Origin of the sequence: Thioalkalivibrio sp. ALJ4 (genome assembly GCF_000377225.1) — a bacterium.
Classification (GTDB): domain Bacteria; phylum Pseudomonadota; class Gammaproteobacteria; order Ectothiorhodospirales; family Ectothiorhodospiraceae; genus Thioalkalivibrio.
In genome coordinates this window covers 525,025-540,682 of record NZ_KB897918.1, presented here as the reverse complement: position 1 = coordinate 540,682, position 15,658 = coordinate 525,025, and the positions used below count along the sequence as shown (strand labels likewise).

Genomic DNA, 15,658 nt, shown 5'->3' with positions numbered 1-15,658 from the left:
AGAAGTACAGCACGCAAAAAAAAGCCCCCGGGAAACCGGGGGCCCTGACAGCACAACCGAACGTGACCGGATTAACCGCTGGTTCCCGTACGCGGGGCCGGCTCGCCTTCATCCGTACTCGGCTCCTGGTACACCACGTCCAGCGCCTTGGCCGCGGCCACCTCGTTGAAGCGGCGGTTGGGCAGGTTGTGCGGCGACGCCTTGATGGTGTCGATGTCGCGGCCGGCCTCTTCCAGAATCGCAACCATCGCCTCGACGAAGCCGTCCAGCGTCTCCTTCGACTCGGTCTCGGTCGGCTCGACCAGCAGGCACTCCGGCACCAGCAACGGGAAGTAGGTGGTCGGCGCGTGGTAGCCGTGGTCCAGCAGGCGCTTGGCGACGTCGCCGGCCGTCAGACCCAGTTCCTTCGCCTGCTTCTTCAGCGTGACGATGAACTCGTGCGTCGCACGGCGCTCGGGATAGGCCAGGTCGAAGCCGGCGCTTTCCAGTTCGCGCGCCAGGTAGTTGGCGTTCAGCGTGGCGAACTCGGACACGCGCTGCATGCCCTCGCGGCCCAGCATGCGCATGTAGACATAGGCGCGCAGCAGCACGCCGGCGTTGCCGGCAAACGCGGACAGCCGGCCGATGGTCTCGGGGTAGTCCGTCTCTGTGGCGAAACGGTAACCGCCCTCGCCGTCCTCGACCACGTGCGGCACCGGCATGTACGGCAGCAGGCGCTCGCCAACGCCCACAGCACCGGAACCCGGGCCACCCCCGCCGTGCGGCGTGGAGAAAGTCTTGTGCAGGTTCATGTGGATCACGTCGAAGCCCATGTCGCCCGGACGCACCTTGCCTAGGATCGCGTTCAGGTTGGCGCCGTCGTAGTACAGCAGGCCGCCGGCGTCGTGCACGATCTTCGCGATCTCGGAGATGCGGCGCTCGAACACGCCCACGGTAGACGGGTTGGTCAGCATGATCCCGGCGGTCTGCGGGCCCACGGCCTCTTTCAGTGCCTCCAGGTCGACGTCTCCCATGGCGTCCGTCGGGATCTCGCGCACCTCGTAGCCGCACATGATCGCCGTGGCCGGATTGGTGCCGTGTGCGGCATCCGGAACGATGATCTCGCGGCGGTCGCTGTCGCCGCGCGCATCGTGATAGGCGCGGATCATCGCCACGCCGGTGAACTCGCCCTGCGCGCCGGCCATCGGGGCCAGCGAAACGGCCTTCATGCCGGTCACGTCCTTCAGCATCTCCTGCAGCTCGAACATGGTGTGCAGGAAGCCCTGGCTGTGGCTGGCCGGGGCATGCGGGTGCCGGTTCAGGAAGCCGGGCAGCATGGCCAGGCTGTTACAGGCGCGCGGGTTGTACTTCATCGTGCACGAGCCCAGCGGGTAGAACTCGGTGTCGATGGAGAAGTTCTTTTGCGACAACCGCGTGTAGTGACGCACCACATCCAGCTCCGAGGCCGCAGGCAGGCCGGGGGCCGATTTGCGCTGCAGGTTCGCGGGGATGGCAGTCGTGGCATGCGCACGAGGCGCCTGCGCCACGGCCGAGCGACCGGCACGCGAACGTTCGAAGATCAGATGGTTTTCCGTGGTGTTCATAGCGGTTTCTCGCTTCAGGAATTCGTTGGAGGCGGCCGGGCCAGGAGGCCCGGCCGCCAATGGCCCGTGTTTTATTGCGTCGGGCTCAAATCGGCCCGGTCATCCAGGCCCTTGAAGATGGCGTCGTAGTCCGGCTCGTCGCCGATCTCGGAAACGAGCTCCGCGTGCATCACCAGATTGTCGGTGTCCAGCAGCACGACGCCGCGGGCGGTGATGCCCTCCAGCGGGCCGTCCTGGATCAGCACGCCGTAGTCCTTGGCGAAGTTGCGATCGCGCATCATCGACAGCACGGTCACACGCTCGAGGTTCTCGGCGGCGCAGAAGCGGCCCATTGCGAACGGCAGGTCGGCGGAGACCACCAGGATCTCCAGATCCGGGCGCTGCTTGACCATGTCCTCGAACTTCTTGGTGGACTCGGCACAGACCGGGGTGTCCAGACTGGGCACGATCGAGATCAGCTTGCGCTTGTCGCCAAAGTGGGCGAGCGAGACGTCCTCGAGGTCCTTGGTCGTCAGCTTGAAATCCGGGGCCGGCGAGCCGACGTGCGGCAGATCGCCGTTGGTATGGATCGGATTACCCTTCAGTTTGACTTCGGCCATGGCGTGCCTCCTCAGGCTTGTGGTGTATGGCGCGTCGGGTGCGGCCTGCGTCAGGCGGCCTTCGCCTGCTCGCAGGTCGTCACATACTGCTCGAGATCGGCATCCGTCTTGGTCTCGGTCGCGCAGGCCAGCACGCAGCCGTCGAGCTGGGCGTAGTCGCGGCCCAGCTGGTATCCGGCCAGCACGCCGGCGTCGGCCATCGCCTGCACGCGGTCCGCCGCGTCCCCGCCGAAGTCCAGCGCGACCTCGTGGAAGTACTCGCCGGTAAAGCGCGGCTTGATGCCCTTGGCCGCGAGCTTCTCCACCAGCGCGTGGGTGTTGGCGTAGCAGGCCTCGGCCACGCGGGTCAGGCCCTCGTCACCCAGCATGGACATGTGGATGGTCGCGGCGGTGACCACCAGGCCCTGGTTGGTGCAGATGTTCGAGGTCGCCTTGGAGCGGCGGATGTGCTGCTCGCGGGCCTGCAGTGTCAGCACGTAGCCCGGCTTGCCGTCGGCATCCTCGGCGCGGCCGACGATACGCCCCGGCATCTGCCGGATGTGCTTCTTGCGCGTAGTCATGAAGCCGAAGTACGGCCCGCCGGAGGACAGCGGGGCACCCAGCGGCTGGCCCTCGCCCACCACGATGTCCACACCATTCTCGCCCCACTCGCCCGGCGGCTTCAGCAGCGCCAGCGAGACCGGGTTGACCACGGCGATCACCGGGACCTCGCGCTGCTCGGCCCAGCCGGTGAGCGCGTCGACATCTTCCAGGATGCCGAAGAAGTTCGGCTGGCTGATGATCATCGCGGTCACGTCGTCGTCCGCGAACGGCGCCAGCGCCTCGACCGGCGTCTGGCCAGAGGTCTCGTCGAACGGGATCTCGACCAGCTCGATGCCCTGGTTACCGATCAGGGTGTGGATCACGCGGCGATAATCCGGATGCAGCGCGCCTGGCACGAGGATCTTCTTGCTCTTCGAGCGGCGGTTCACGCGCACGGCCATCAGCACGGCCTCGGCCAGCGCGGAGGCGCCGTCGTACAGCGAGGCGTTGGAGGCCTCCATACCGGTCAGGCGGCTGATCATCGTCTGGTATTCGTAGATCAGCTGCAGCGTACCCTGGCTGGCCTCCGCCTGGTACGGCGTGTAGGCACTGTAGAACTCGCCACGCGTGGCGATCTGCCACACGGCCGCCGGGATATGGTGCTCGTAGGCCCCGGCGCCGATGAAATTGGACGCCATGCCGTCCCGCGCCGCACGCTCCTGCATCAGACGCGAGATCGCCATCTCGTTCAGTCCCTCGGGGACCTTTTCGAGCGCCGGTGCGCGCAGTTCTTTCGGGATCTCGTCGAACAGATCCTCGATGGAATCGGCGCCGATGCGGTCGAGCATCGAGCGGATGTCTTCTTCGGTATGCGGGATAAAGGGCATGTCGTACTCGCTTTCGCTACTGCGAAGTTCGGATCGGGCCCCGGGCCGGATGCCCGGGGCGCCTTATCGCTCCAGCCAGGCCGGCTCCGTCAGGAACCGACCCATCGGGAACGTCGGATCAGGACTCGGCCTCGACGTGCGCGGCGTAGGCGTCGGCGTCCATCAGGGCGTCGAGCTGGCTCGCGTCGGAGGGCTTCATCTTGAACAGCCAGCCCTCGTCGAACGGCGACTCGTTGACCTTCTCGGGGCTGTCGGCCAGCTCTTCGTTGGCCTCGGTCACCTCGCCGGACAGCGGGGCGTACACGTCCGAGGCGGCCTTGACCGACTCGACCGTCGCGCAGGCGGAACCGGCCTCGACCGAGCTGCCCGCCTCCGGGGCCTCCACGAACACCAGATCGCCCAGCAGTTCCTGCGCGTGATCGGTAATGCCGATGGTCACGCTGCCGTCAGCCTCCTGGCGCACCCACTCGTGGCTCTTGGTGTACTTCAGATCCTTCGGTGCTTCGCTCATGACGTCTTCCTTTTTCGTTTGGATCCCGCCTGCGCAGTGTAGTCTGTGGCAAGCGGCATGAGGCAATAAAATCGCTAGCGATTCAGTTCGATCTGTGGCTCGCCGTTACGCACGAATACGGGCTTGACCACCCGCACCGGCAGCATGCGCCCGCGGATGTCGGCCTGCAGTTCCTCGGCGTCCACCGCGGCCGGGATGCGCGCAAACGCAACCGACACGCCCAGGCTCGGCGAGAAGCTGCCGGAGGTCACCACGCCGTCGCCGGCCGCGGTCTCGATACGGGTGCCGCCGCGCAGCACGCCGCGACCCTCGAGCACCAGCCCGACCATGCGCTCCGGCACACCCTCGGCCTTCCACTGTTCGATGGCCTTGCGGCCGATGAAGTCGCGCTCGGCGTCCTTCAGGGCGATGGTCCAGCCGAGATTCGCGGTCAGCGGATTGGTCTGGTCGTCCATATCCGTGCCGTAGAGGTTCATGCCGGCCTCCAGGCGCAGCGTGTCGCGCGCACCCAGGCCGATCGGGTTCACACCGGCGTCCTTCAGCTGTTCCCAGAAGCCGTCGGCCTCCGCCTGCGGCAGCATCACCTCGAAGCCGTCCTCGCCGGTGTAGCCGGTGCGGGCAACGAACCAGGAGCCGTTCCAGACGGCGGAGAACGGCTTGAGATCGCCGGCCGAGCGCAGGTCTTCCGGCAGCAGCGGCAGCGTCTTCTCCACCGCCTGCGGGCCCTGGATCGCGATCAGCGCGAACTCCGGGCGCGGCTCGACGTTCGCGTCGAAGCCCTTTACCACCTGCTGCATGTGGGCGATATCGCCCTCGGCGGTCGCGGCATTGACTACGGCGCGGTAGCTGTCGCCCCCGGTCCAGTAGATGATCAGGTCGTCGATCACGCCGCCGGACTCGTTCAGCATGCAGCTGTACAGGGCGCGGCCCTCGGTCTTCAGCTTGGCGACGTCGTTGGCCAGCAGGTAGCGCAGAAAGGCCTGCGCCTGCGGGCCGTGGATATCGACGACCTGCATGTGCGAGACATCGAACATACCGGCCCCGGCGCGCACCATCTTGTGCTCCTCCATCTGGGAGCCGTAGTGCAGCGGCATCTCCCAGCCGGCGAAATCGACCAGCTTGGCCCCGGCGCGCTGGTGCGCGGCGTGAAGCGGCGTTTTCTTCAGACTCATCGTTTGTCGCCTTGCATCCGTATTCATGAGACGGACCGTCTGCCGGCCCGATGCGTCCCCTACGTATACGCGGGGCATAAAAAAAGGGCGGCCAGCAGGGTCTACCTGCCAGCCGCCCCTCTGTCCTGAAACCTGAGAGTTTGCGCCGTGCCAGCGATTACTCGCTGCAGGGCCGCCCCCTTCGGTGGGCCGTCGCCGGCCGCTCTCCAGAGTGTGTCTTCTGCACCGTTCCGGTCCGGTAGCCTGAGCGATTCCGGGCGGATGTTGCGCCTTCGGCGTCTGCCAATCGACTTGCGATCGCAGATCTCTTCCAGAACGGTGTGCGGGCATTGTCGGGCACCCGCAGACGAAACTAATTGTACACCCAAATACCTCCTTCGCGAAAGCCCGGACGGCTGGCGGCGACTTTTCGGCGGCGGGCTTGCAGCCCCACTTCACCCCAAGCCGAACCTCAGGGGCGCTGCCACTACACGCCGCGCAAGAACAGTACCGGAGCCCGCGCCAGCGCTACAGCGCCAGGTCGATCGCCAGAAGCGCGACGAAGCCGACCAGCACGCCGACGGTCGCCTGGGCCTCGTGCCCCTTGCGGTGCGATTCGGGGATGATTTCGTGGCTGATCACGAACAGCATCGCCCCCGCGGCGAAGGCCAGGCCCCAGGGCAGCAAGAATTCCATCAGCGTGATCGCGCCGGCCCCGATCAACCCGCCGATCGGCTGCACCAGGCCGGTCAGCAGGGTTACGCCGAACGCGGCCCACTTGCTGTAGCCCAGCGAGAGGAGCGCAATCGCCACCACCAGCCCTTCCGGGATGTTCTGCAGACCGATCGCGATCGCCAGGGTGATGCCATCGCTGACATCGTCGCCGCCGAAGCCGACCCCGACGGCCAGACCCTCCGGCAGGTTGTGCAGGGCGATCGCAAAGATGAACAGCCACACCCGCCGGATCTTCGCGGGATCGGCCCCGCTTTGGGGGCCGATGTGAAAGTGCTCGTGCGGGACCAGCTTGTGCAGCGCCAGCAACGCCCCGCCGCCGAGGGCCATACCCACCGACAGCACCAGGATCGCCATGCCGACACCACCGTACTGAACCTCCGCATGTTCCACCGAAGGCAGCACCAGTTCGAAGGCAGTGGCCGAGAGCATGACCCCGGCCCCGAAGCCCATCATCGCGTCCTCGACCGACTGGCTGATCCGGCGCAGGAAAAAGATCGGAATCGCGCCCACAGCCGTCATCAGACCGGCAACAAAGCTCGCCAGCAGACCGATCTGCAGGGTGCTCATGTCCGCGATACGCCCTTCCAGGGTCGGCCAGATCACGCTGACCAGCCAGATGAACGCCGCCAATACGATCAGTGACCCGACCAGAAAAACCCGCGGGACGGGCTTGGCCGAACCCTCGGTGTCCTGGTCAATCTGCTCCTGTCGATCCTGCGTCATAGTCATTCCCTGAGACCCATTCCCTTTGCTGTTGAGAAGGCGGGATTTCAACCCGGTTCCCGCCTGTTTTCTATTGCGGTGTTCGAGATTGCCTATCGTCAACGCGGAAAAGGCGCGGTACATTCGCCCGGAGCGCCCCCTGCATGCCCGGCAAAAGGAGCTTCGCAATGCTCGAGACCCTCGACCAGTTCCTCGGTGATACCGCCAGCCTCCTGTGGGGCAACCCGATCACGCTGATCCTGCTGCTGGGTACGGGACTCTACCTGACCATCCGCCTGGGACTGGTGCAGGTCGTCGCCTTCCGCCAGGGCTGGCGCGCGCTGCGTGGCACCGATGGGCGTGCCGGGGGCGCTGGCCAAATCTCGCCATTCCAGGCCCTGTCCACGGCCCTGTCCGGCACCATCGGGACCGGGAATATCGCCGGCGTCGCCACGGCCATTGCCCTCGGCGGCCCCGGCGCACTCTTCTGGATGTGGGTAACCGCCTTCTTCGGCATGGCCACCAAGTTTGCCGAGACAACCCTCGCCGTGCGCTACCGCGAGGTGGGGCCGGACGGCACTATCGCCGGTGGCCCGATGTTCACCCTGCTGCACGGCCTGAACATGAAGAAGATGGCGATCCTGTTCGCCGCCTTCACCCTGATCGCCTCGTTCGGCATCGGCAACATGGTGCAGGCGAACTCTGTAGTCGATGGCCTGACCTTCATGGTCCCGAACCTGCGCGCCGATGACGACATCATGGGCTGGATGGCGCTGATCATCGGCCTGACCATGGCCGTGCTCGTCGCCCTGGTAATCATTGGCGGGGTCAAGCGCATTGCGATGATCGCCTCCGCCATCGTGCCGTTCATGGCCGTGGTGTACATGATCGGCGCGTTCATCGTGATCGTCGCCAATATCGAGGCCGTACCAGCCGCGGTGGCCACCATCCTGAACCTGGCGCTGAACCCCTGGGCGGCCGGCGGCGGCGCGATCGGTCTGGCCATCCAGTACGGCGTCGCACGCGGCATGTTCTCGAACGAAGCGGGCCTGGGCTCCTCGGCCATGGCTCACGCCGCGGCCAAGAACGGCGATCCGCCGCGCGAAGGCTCGGTGGCCATGCTCGAGCCGTTCATCGATACCATCGTCGTCTGTACCCTGACCGGCCTGGCGATCGTGGTCACCGGCGCCTACATCGACCGCGCCGACGACGTGGTCGGCGCCTCGCTGACCGCCACCGCGTTCAGCACCACGCTGGGGCCGTTCGGCGCGATGGTGGTCGGCTTCAGCCTGATGCTGTTCGCCTTCTCCACGATGATCGCCTGGTCCTACTATGGCGACCGCTCGGCCTACTTCCTGTTCGGCGATCGTGCGGTGATGCCCTATCGCATCGCGTTCGTGATCCTGATCGTCATCGGGGCCACCATCCCGCTGGGCATGGTCTGGAACTTCTCCGACATCGCCAACATCCTGATGGCCGCACCCAACCTGATCGCGCTGATCCTGCTGGCCGGGCTGGTGAAGAAGCTGCGCGACGATTATGTTTCCGGTCGCCCGATGCCCGATCGCCATGACGGCTGAGCAGCAGCGCGCCCCGCATGACCCGTTCGCCCAGGGCCCGGCACGGCCAGACGGGGCCATGCTGGTGCGCGAGGTCGAGATGGCGCTGGCCGAGGACCTGGGGCCCAATGCCCTGGCCGGCGACATCACCGCGGCACTGGTACCGGAGGATCGCGCCGCGCGCGCCACCCTGCTGCTGAAAGAGCCCGGCGTGCTGTGTGGCCAGGCGTGGTTCGACCGCGTTTTTGCGAGCCTCGCACCCGAGATCCGTATCGACTGGCAGGTAGCCGAGGGCGCCGTGCTGGAACCCGAGGGCGCACAGCCCGTCGCCACGCTCGAGGGCCCGGCCCGCGCCGTACTGGCCGCCGAGCGCGCCGCGCTCAACCTGCTTCAGACGCTGTCCGGAACCGCCACCGAGACCGCCCGCTGGGTCGCCCGCCTGGGCGACGCCCACAGCCGCATCCTCGACACCCGCAAGACACTTCCGGGCCTGCGTCACGGGCAGAAATACGCCGTGCGCATCGGCGGCGGCTACAACCATCGCCTCGGGCTGTGGGATGCCGTGCTGATTAAGGAAAACCACATCGCCGCCTGTGGCTCCATCGCGGCTGCCGTCGAGCGCGCCCGCGCGCTCGGGGCCGGGCGCTGGGTGGAAGTGGAAACCGAGAACCTGGACGAGGTCGATCAGGCGCTGGCCGCGGGCGCCGACGTGATCATGCTGGACGAACTCTCGCGGGACGACCTCGCCACCGCCGTTCAGCGCATCCGGGGGCGGGCCATCTCCGAGGCCTCGGGCGGGGTCACGCCGGACAGCCTCGCCGAGATCGCGGCCACCGGCGTCGACTACATCTCGGTCGGCGCCCTGACCAAGCACGTCCGCGCCATCGACTTCTCCCTACGCCTCGACTTGTAACCGCCACGCACGAAGCCATCGTAAACACTGAAAGACGAACCACGAACCAGGCCCAGCCTCAACGGCCCCGGACAGGTGCGCCACACGCCGGGCGCTGGCGATCAGTCGCGGTCCTCGAACCAGAGGATCAGCCGCGCATGATGCTTCGGCTGCCCCTCGACTCCGCGCCCCGGGCGCAGGTCGTACTCCTCGAAGGCCGTCTTGAGCGTCTCGCTCTCCTCCAGCCACTCTTCGGTCATCCGCAGGATCAGAGTGGTCGGCGACGGCCGGTGAACCGCTGGATGGAAGCGTTGCGAGATCATCCCGGGCAGCGGGGGTTCCGGCTCGGACCGAAAGCCGTCGTCGTCGCGGAAACGCTCCCAGGCCGTCTCCAGCAAGGCGATTGCGTTGTCGCGATCACCACTGTCGCGCGTCGAATCCCAGTCACGCAGCCCCTGGGCAACATAGGCGTAATCGTTCAGCGTCGCCTCACCGGCATCCTCGCTCGGGAGGCCCATCAGCGTCGGCAACTCATCAGGCGACTCGGCCACCTCCAGCAACCACGAGCGCACGGCCTTTCCGGCCTCCTCGAAGCGCTCGTCGTGGTCCGCCGCCAGCGCCAGCGCGGACAGCAGGAGCCCGTGCGCCCCGGTCAGGACCTTTTCATCGCGCGGCAGACCGCGCTCCTCGCGAGCCTGGATCAGGGCCTCGCGGCCTCTGTCCACCTGCTCCTGCACCACCTCCTCGTCGAGCTCGAAGCGCTCGGCCAGTTGCGTGATGGAATCGCCTCCACGCGGCAGGTATCCGAGGTCGAACACCGAGGCGCCTTCCATCCCGAAATAGGCCCGCACCAGTTCCGGGTTCTCGTGATCCGCCAGCGCCGCGTCGAGATCCTCCTCCGGCCACAGGTATGCGCCGCCCTCGCGCCCCTGCTCGTCGATAGCCGAAAGACTGGCGGCGAACCCACGAAAGCCATCGGGACCGACGTCGGCCTGTTCGCCCAGATCATCCTCGCGCAGGGCCATGTCGCGCTTCACGAAATCGAGATTCTCCAGGCCGATATCGATCCAGTCGTCACGATCGAAATGCGTACCCGCCTTGAGGTAAAGCCAGGCCAGCTGGGCCTGGTCCTCCAGCATCACCTCGAAATGTGGCTCGTCCCAGTCCGGCGACTCGGAATAACGAAAGAACCCGCCACCCAGTACGTCACGCAATCCGGACCCGCCCATCTCGTCCAGGGTGATCTCGAGAAACTCCGGGACCCAGTTCGGCGCCTTGCCGGCCTGCTCGGCTTCGAGCATCGCGCGCAGCCACGGCGAGTGCGGAAACTTGGTTGAACTCCCGAACCCACCCTGGAGGTCATCGGCCTCGCGTTCCATCGCGTTCCAGAGGACCTGCGGCAGACGCGCCGCCCGGCTGTCGGACATGGGCTCTTCGCCCTTGCGCAGCTGCTCGGAGAGCTCGTCACTGCCGCGTCGGGCGAGATCCAGAAGCCGGTCATAGTCGGCCTCGAGGCGGTCGGCAATGCCATCCAGGAACTCCGCGAACTGATCACGCGGGGCATACACCACACCTGTCAGCGCGTACCCCTCGGGCGTGACCACCACGTTCAGGGGCCATCCAGTCGCCCCGGCGGTGGCGCGCTGAAACTCGAGCAGATAGGTATCGAGCGCACCGTTCACCTCGCGATCGACCTTGACCGGGATGAAATGCTCGTTCAGGCGCTCGGCGATGCCTTCGTCCTGGAAGCTCTCCTCCTGCATGACGTGGCAGTAATAGCAGGAGTAATACCCACTCGAGATCAATAACGGGCGCTGTTCCTCGCGGGCTTTCTCCAGCAGCGCAGGATCCCAGGCACGCCACTTTACCGGGTCGTCGACATGCAATCTGAGGTACGGGGAAATACTTTCTGCCATTTCGGGATTGGCCTGCACCGGCATGGCCACAGCCCAGGACAGGGCTGTAATCACGGCCAGCATAGAACCTCCCCGAATGACCGGATGTCGCGCTCTGTGTCCGTCCTGCGGCATTGTTCGCCTCCGTATGGGATCCTTTGCCCTATTAGGGGACTAAACCCCGTTCGGGTTCATTCCAACAGAACCCCCCATGAAGGCCTGGTGGCCAATCGCGGGGGGAGCGGTCGAGGCCGGGGTTGACGGCAACCATCAGTACGGCCGATGCTCGGCCCGAAAACGCAGTACATGATCCGTACAGATGCTGTACAATTAACCCATGGCCAGCGCGACACAATTGGGCACATCCGAACAGGAAGGTCTTTATCCCATCCGCCACGTGTGCGCGGAGACCGGGATCAATGACGTCACTCTGCGCGCCTGGGAGCGTCGCTACGGGCTGATTCGCCCGATGCGCACCCCCAAGGGTCATCGGCTATACAGCGCAGACGACATTGCCCGCATCAAGCGCATCCTGGAGCTGCTCGATCAGGGGATTCCGGTCTCCCAGGTCCATCGTGTCCTGGCCAGCGAAAGCGCAACGGTGGAACCGCCCCCCTCGTCGCATACCCAATCCGAAGCATCCGCCAGCCGCAATCGCACGGGCACCAGCAAACCCGGTATCGCCCCTCACACGCTCGACCCACTGGCCGAGGCGCTCTATTCCTCTGCCGCGGAACTGGACACGGCTCAGCTGGAGAGGACCTACGCGCGCCTGGTTATGCGCCACGGCTGGAACGGCGTGCATGAAAGCGCCTTTCTCGAGGTCTATCGGCGCCTGCGGGAAGAATCGCGGCACTCGCCCGAAGGCGAGGTTCGCCTGGCGGTTTTCGCGGCCTGGGCCACCGCGGCCTTTGCCGATCAGCTGCGCGCAGCGATCCGGGCCTGCGAAGGTCCCGCGATCCCCTGCCTGGTCCTGGGCGGCGGGCACCAGCAGGTTGGCGGCATGCTCCTGCAACTGGCCTGCGCCCGGCGAGGCCTCAAAACACTGCCCCTGTTTGACGCGACCAGCCCCGAGGCCCTCGAGGCGCTGGTGAAACGCCAGTCCGCGCCTGCCGTGATAATCCACGGCTCCTCGCAGCTGATGCGCTCCCCCGAACTGCCGCGCATCGAGGCTATCCTGAATCGCCCCGGGCCTCGCTGCTATCTGGCGGGTTCCGCGGCGCTCGAACTCTCCCAGGTGAATCACCAGCGCGAAATCGAAGTGTTGCCCGGCGCGCCGCTCGAAGCGGCCGAACTCCTCAGCCGACAACTGCCTCACTGAGCCGGTCCACCACGGCTCGTGGACTCCGGCCAACCTCCGAGCGCGAACGACCACCCGACGAAATTGCTGGTGGTACTCGGCGACCAGCTCGCCCAGCCGCACCCCGTGCAGGAAACCCTGCACCCCTCCCGCGACGCCCTTTGGATGGCCGAGGTGCCGGGCGAATCGCTGCATGTCCCGTCGCACGCCGCCCGTACCGTAATGTTTCTCTCGGCGATGCGCCACTTCGCCCGGCGCCAGCGCGAGGACGGATGGGCGCTGCACTACCATGCCCTGGGCGACCACGGGCATCACACGCTCGAGTCCGCCCTGGAGGCCGATCTGCGCCGCCTGCGTCCGCGCGAAGTTCAGGTCCTGCAACCCGGCGAAGTTCGCGTACAGCGCGAGCTGGAGACGGCCTGCCGCAGAGCCGGGGTCACGCTCACCATCCTGCCCGACCCGCTGTTCCTGGTATCGCTCGAGGCATTTTCCGAGTGGGCCGGGACCCGCAAGCAACTGCGCATGGAGTATTTCTACCGCGACCAGCGCCGCCGTCTTGATGTGCTGATGGATGACGGCAAGCCCGCCGGCGGCCAGTGGAACTTCGACGCCGAGAACCGGGGGCATTTCGGCCGCGAAGGTCCCGGCCTGCTGCCCGCACCGAGACGCTTCCCGCCCGACGCCGTCACGCGCGAGGTCATCCAGATCGTCGCCGAGCAGTTGCCCGACCTCCCCGGCCGCTGCGAGGACTTCGACTGGCCAGTCACACCCGCGCATGCGCGCGAGGCGCTGGACGATTTCATCGCCCACCGGCTGCCACACTTCGGTCAGTACCAGGACGCGATGTGGAGCAGCGAACCCTGGCTGTACCACGCCCGCCTGTCCGCCGCCCTGAATCTGCACCTGCTCAGCCCGCGCGAGGTGATCGCTGCAGCGGAGGACGCCTGGCGCCGTGGCCATGCCCCGCTGGCCGCAGTGGAAGGCTTTGTCCGCCAGATCCTGGGCTGGCGCGAATACGTGCGCGGCCTGTATTTCCATTTCGGCGAGCGCTGGCACGATTGGAACGCGCTCGAAGCCGGGGAACCGCTGCCGGCGCTGTACTGGGATGCCGACACCGAGATGCGCTGCCTGCGCGAAGCCGTCGGCCAGACCCTGCGTCTTGGCTATGCCCACCATATCCAGCGCCTGATGGTCACCGGCCTGTTCGCGCAGCTGCTGGGGGTACAACCGACCGCCATTCACGGGTGGTATCTGGGCATCTACGTCGATGCGGTGGAATGGGTGGAGATTCCGAACGTAATCGGCATGTCGCAATACGCCGATGACGGCCGCATGGCCTCCAAGCCCTATGTCGCCACCGGGCGCTACATCCAGCGCATGAGCAACTACTGCACACAGTGTCGCTACCGCCCGACCGAGGCGCTCGGCGACGACGCCTGCCCGTTCACAACCCTCTACTGGGACTTCCTCGATCGCCACCGCGAACGCTTCGCGAATCATCCGCGCACCGCGCTGCAGTGGAAGCACATCGAGAAGATGGACACCGAACGCCTTCAGGCCATTCGCACACAGGCCGCCGCGATCCGCGAACGGCTGCAGCAGGGGGAGCGACTCTGATGCCCGGACCCACCCTCGTCTGGCTGCGCCAGGACCTGCGCCTGGCCGACCAGCCCGCACTGCAAGCCGCCGCCGAACGTGGCGGGCCCGTGATCCCGGTCTTCATTCATGCCCCGGACGAGGACCTGCAGTGGGCCCCCGGGGCCGCCTCCAACTGGTGGCTGCACCACAGCCTGCAGTCGCTCAACGAGGCGCTGAACAAGGCCGGCAGCCCTCTGGTCGTTCGCGCCGGCCCGAGCCTCGACACCCTGCGCGAGCTGGTCGTCGAGACGGGCGCCGAGGCCGTGTACTGGAACCGCGTATACGAACCGGCCCGCGTCCTGCGCGATCAGGGGATCAAGGCCGGGCTGCGTGCCGACGGCCTGGAGGTTCGCAGCTTCAACGCGGCCTTGCTGATCGAGCCCTGGGACGTCGAGACCGGCCAGGGCGGCCCGTACAGGGTCTTCACCCCGTTCTGGCGCGCCTGCCTGCAGCGCGGGATTGAACAGGACCCGCTCCCCGCCCCTTCTCGCCTGCCGGGGCCCGAAAAACCACCGGCCTCCCTGACGCTCGACGACTTGGCACTGCTGCCCCGAATCGACTGGGCCGCCGGCCTGCGCGCCACCTGGGCACCCGGCGAACGCGGCGCCCAGGCACGCCTGGAGCGGTTCCTCGGGCAGTCGATCACAGGCTATGCCGACAGCCGCGACCGCCCCGACCAGGACGGCACCTCCGGGCTGTCACCGCATCTGCATTTTGGCGAGGTTTCGCCGCGGCAAGTGTTGCGCGCCCTGCGCGATGCCAACATCAGCCTGGAGCACAAGGGGCCCGAGTCTTTCGTGCGCGAACTCGGCTGGCGCGACTTTGCGCACCATGTGCTCTATCACTTCCCGCACACGCCGGAACAGCCCCTGAACCCGCGCTTCGAGGATTTCCCGTGGCGCGAATCGGAGGCCGACCTCGCCGCCTGGCAACAGGGCCGCACCGGAATCCCGATCGTGGACGCGGCGATGCGCCAGCTGTGGGAAACCGGCTGGATGCACAACCGCCTGCGCATGGTCGTAGGATCCTTCCTGACCAAGAACCTGCGCCTGCACTGGGGGCACGGCGCCCGCTGGTTCTGGGACACCCTGGTCGACGCCGATCTTGCCTCCAACACTCTGGGCTGGCAGTGGGCCGGTGGCTGCGGCGCCGATGCCGCACCGTATTTCCGAATCTTCAACCCACAACGCCAAGGGGAACAATACGACCCGGACGGCCGATTCGTGCGACGCTTTTTGCCGGTGCTCAAGAAGACCGAAACACGGTATATTCACGCCCCGGGCGCCGGCGGCACCCTGGGCTATCCCGACCCGATCGTCGACCTGAAAGCCAGCCGCCAGGCCGCATTGGAGGCCTTCGAGGCCATCAAGAACACATCAACCAGTCAAACCAAGTCATCCAGCAAGGCCCAGACATGACCTTTTCCGAACGCAACCTGAACTACCCCAAAGGCGTTAGCTACAACTTCAGCCGCCACGACAAGACGACCCCGGTACGCGTGACCCACGAGGGCAAGCAATACGTCGGGCAGGTCCTGAATTCGAAAGCCCCGTACCGCATCCGAGTGACCGAGGAGATCGTCGGGCCCGGCACTGCACGCTTCATCCCGGTGCGCGAGATCCAGGTGCAAAACCTCGAGGGTGTCGAGTACCTGCACAAGGGCTACCACGGGCACTAAATCGCC

At 66.5% G+C, this 15,658-nt stretch carries 13 protein-coding genes and 2 riboswitches; of the genes, 6 read left to right on the top strand and 7 right to left on the bottom strand.

Annotated elements, in window-relative coordinates; genetic code table 11:
- Positions 1-71 precede the first annotated feature (71 nt).
- The 6 genes from gcvPB to C936_RS0108715 all read right to left on the bottom strand — a co-directional run bounded on the left by gcvPB (position 72) and on the right by C936_RS0108715 (position 6,711).
- Positions 72-1,583, bottom strand: a complete 1,512-nt coding sequence (gene gcvPB, locus C936_RS0108740; protein ID WP_018137938.1) for an aminomethyl-transferring glycine dehydrogenase subunit GcvPB — start codon at positions 1,581-1,583, stop codon at positions 72-74.
- Between the two features lie 71 nt (positions 1,584-1,654).
- Positions 1,655-2,182 (bottom strand): thiol peroxidase, encoded by a 528-nt coding sequence (gene tpx / locus C936_RS0108735; RefSeq protein ID WP_018137939.1) that lies wholly within the window; start codon positions 2,180-2,182, stop codon positions 1,655-1,657.
- A gap of 50 nt (positions 2,183-2,232) precedes the next feature.
- The gene (gcvPA, locus tag C936_RS0108730) at positions 2,233-3,591 is read right to left on the bottom strand and encodes an aminomethyl-transferring glycine dehydrogenase subunit GcvPA (RefSeq protein ID WP_018174796.1); all 1,359 of its coding nucleotides are present in this window, start codon (positions 3,589-3,591) and stop codon (positions 2,233-2,235) included.
- A gap of 118 nt (positions 3,592-3,709) precedes the next feature.
- The gene (gene gcvH, locus C936_RS0108725) at positions 3,710-4,102 is read right to left on the bottom strand and encodes a glycine cleavage system protein GcvH (protein ID WP_012983086.1); all 393 of its coding nucleotides are present in this window, start codon (positions 4,100-4,102) and stop codon (positions 3,710-3,712) included.
- A gap of 74 nt (positions 4,103-4,176) precedes the next feature.
- Positions 4,177-5,274, bottom strand: coding sequence for a glycine cleavage system aminomethyltransferase GcvT (gene gcvT, locus C936_RS0108720; RefSeq protein ID WP_018174795.1), 1,098 nt, complete (start codon positions 5,272-5,274; stop codon positions 4,177-4,179).
- Between the two features lie 110 nt (positions 5,275-5,384).
- Positions 5,385-5,494: riboswitch (glycine riboswitch) on the bottom strand.
- 1 nt (position 5,495) lies between these two features.
- A riboswitch (glycine riboswitch) is annotated at positions 5,496-5,597 on the bottom strand.
- A 184-nt stretch (positions 5,598-5,781) separates the two neighbouring features.
- The gene (locus C936_RS0108715) at positions 5,782-6,711 is read right to left on the bottom strand and encodes a ZIP family metal transporter (RefSeq protein ID WP_012983088.1); all 930 of its coding nucleotides are present in this window, start codon (positions 6,709-6,711) and stop codon (positions 5,782-5,784) included.
- Between the two features lie 167 nt (positions 6,712-6,878).
- On the opposite strand from C936_RS0108715, the gene C936_RS0108710 reads away from it, so the two are divergent.
- Entirely contained in the window at positions 6,879-8,270 is a 1,392-nt protein-coding gene (locus C936_RS0108710; protein WP_018174794.1) for a sodium:alanine symporter family protein, read from the top strand.
- Positions 8,260-9,162: a carboxylating nicotinate-nucleotide diphosphorylase gene (nadC, locus tag C936_RS0108705; protein ID WP_018174793.1), complete on the top strand. Its 903-nt coding sequence runs from the start codon at positions 8,260-8,262 to the stop codon at positions 9,160-9,162. The genes C936_RS0108710 and nadC overlap by 11 nt, the downstream gene beginning before the upstream one ends.
- Positions 9,163-9,263: 101 nt before the next feature.
- On the opposite strand, the gene C936_RS0108700 is transcribed toward nadC, so the two are convergent.
- Positions 9,264-11,120 carry a thioredoxin domain-containing protein gene (locus tag C936_RS0108700; RefSeq protein WP_018174792.1) on the bottom strand — a complete coding sequence of 619 codons (1,857 nt, stop codon included), beginning with the start codon at positions 11,118-11,120 and terminating at the stop codon, positions 9,264-9,266.
- 253 nt (positions 11,121-11,373) lie between these two features.
- Between C936_RS0108700 and C936_RS0108695 the strand changes: the two genes are divergently transcribed.
- From C936_RS0108695 to C936_RS0108680, 4 genes are all read left to right on the top strand, one after another.
- On the top strand, positions 11,374-12,357 hold the full coding sequence (locus C936_RS0108695; RefSeq protein ID WP_038038618.1) for a MerR family transcriptional regulator: 984 nt from the start codon (positions 11,374-11,376) through the stop codon (positions 12,355-12,357).
- 63 nt (positions 12,358-12,420) lie between these two features.
- Positions 12,421-13,953, top strand: coding sequence for a cryptochrome/photolyase family protein (locus C936_RS0108690; RefSeq protein ID WP_018174791.1), 1,533 nt, complete (start codon positions 12,421-12,423; stop codon positions 13,951-13,953).
- Positions 13,953-15,392: a deoxyribodipyrimidine photo-lyase gene (locus C936_RS0108685; RefSeq protein ID WP_018174790.1), complete on the top strand. Its 1,440-nt coding sequence runs from the start codon at positions 13,953-13,955 to the stop codon at positions 15,390-15,392. The genes C936_RS0108690 and C936_RS0108685 overlap by 1 nt, the downstream gene beginning before the upstream one ends.
- Positions 15,389-15,652, top strand: a complete 264-nt coding sequence (locus tag C936_RS0108680) for a hypothetical protein (RefSeq protein ID WP_018138735.1) — start codon at positions 15,389-15,391, stop codon at positions 15,650-15,652. The genes C936_RS0108685 and C936_RS0108680 overlap by 4 nt, the downstream gene beginning before the upstream one ends.
- Positions 15,653-15,658 lie beyond the last annotated feature (6 nt).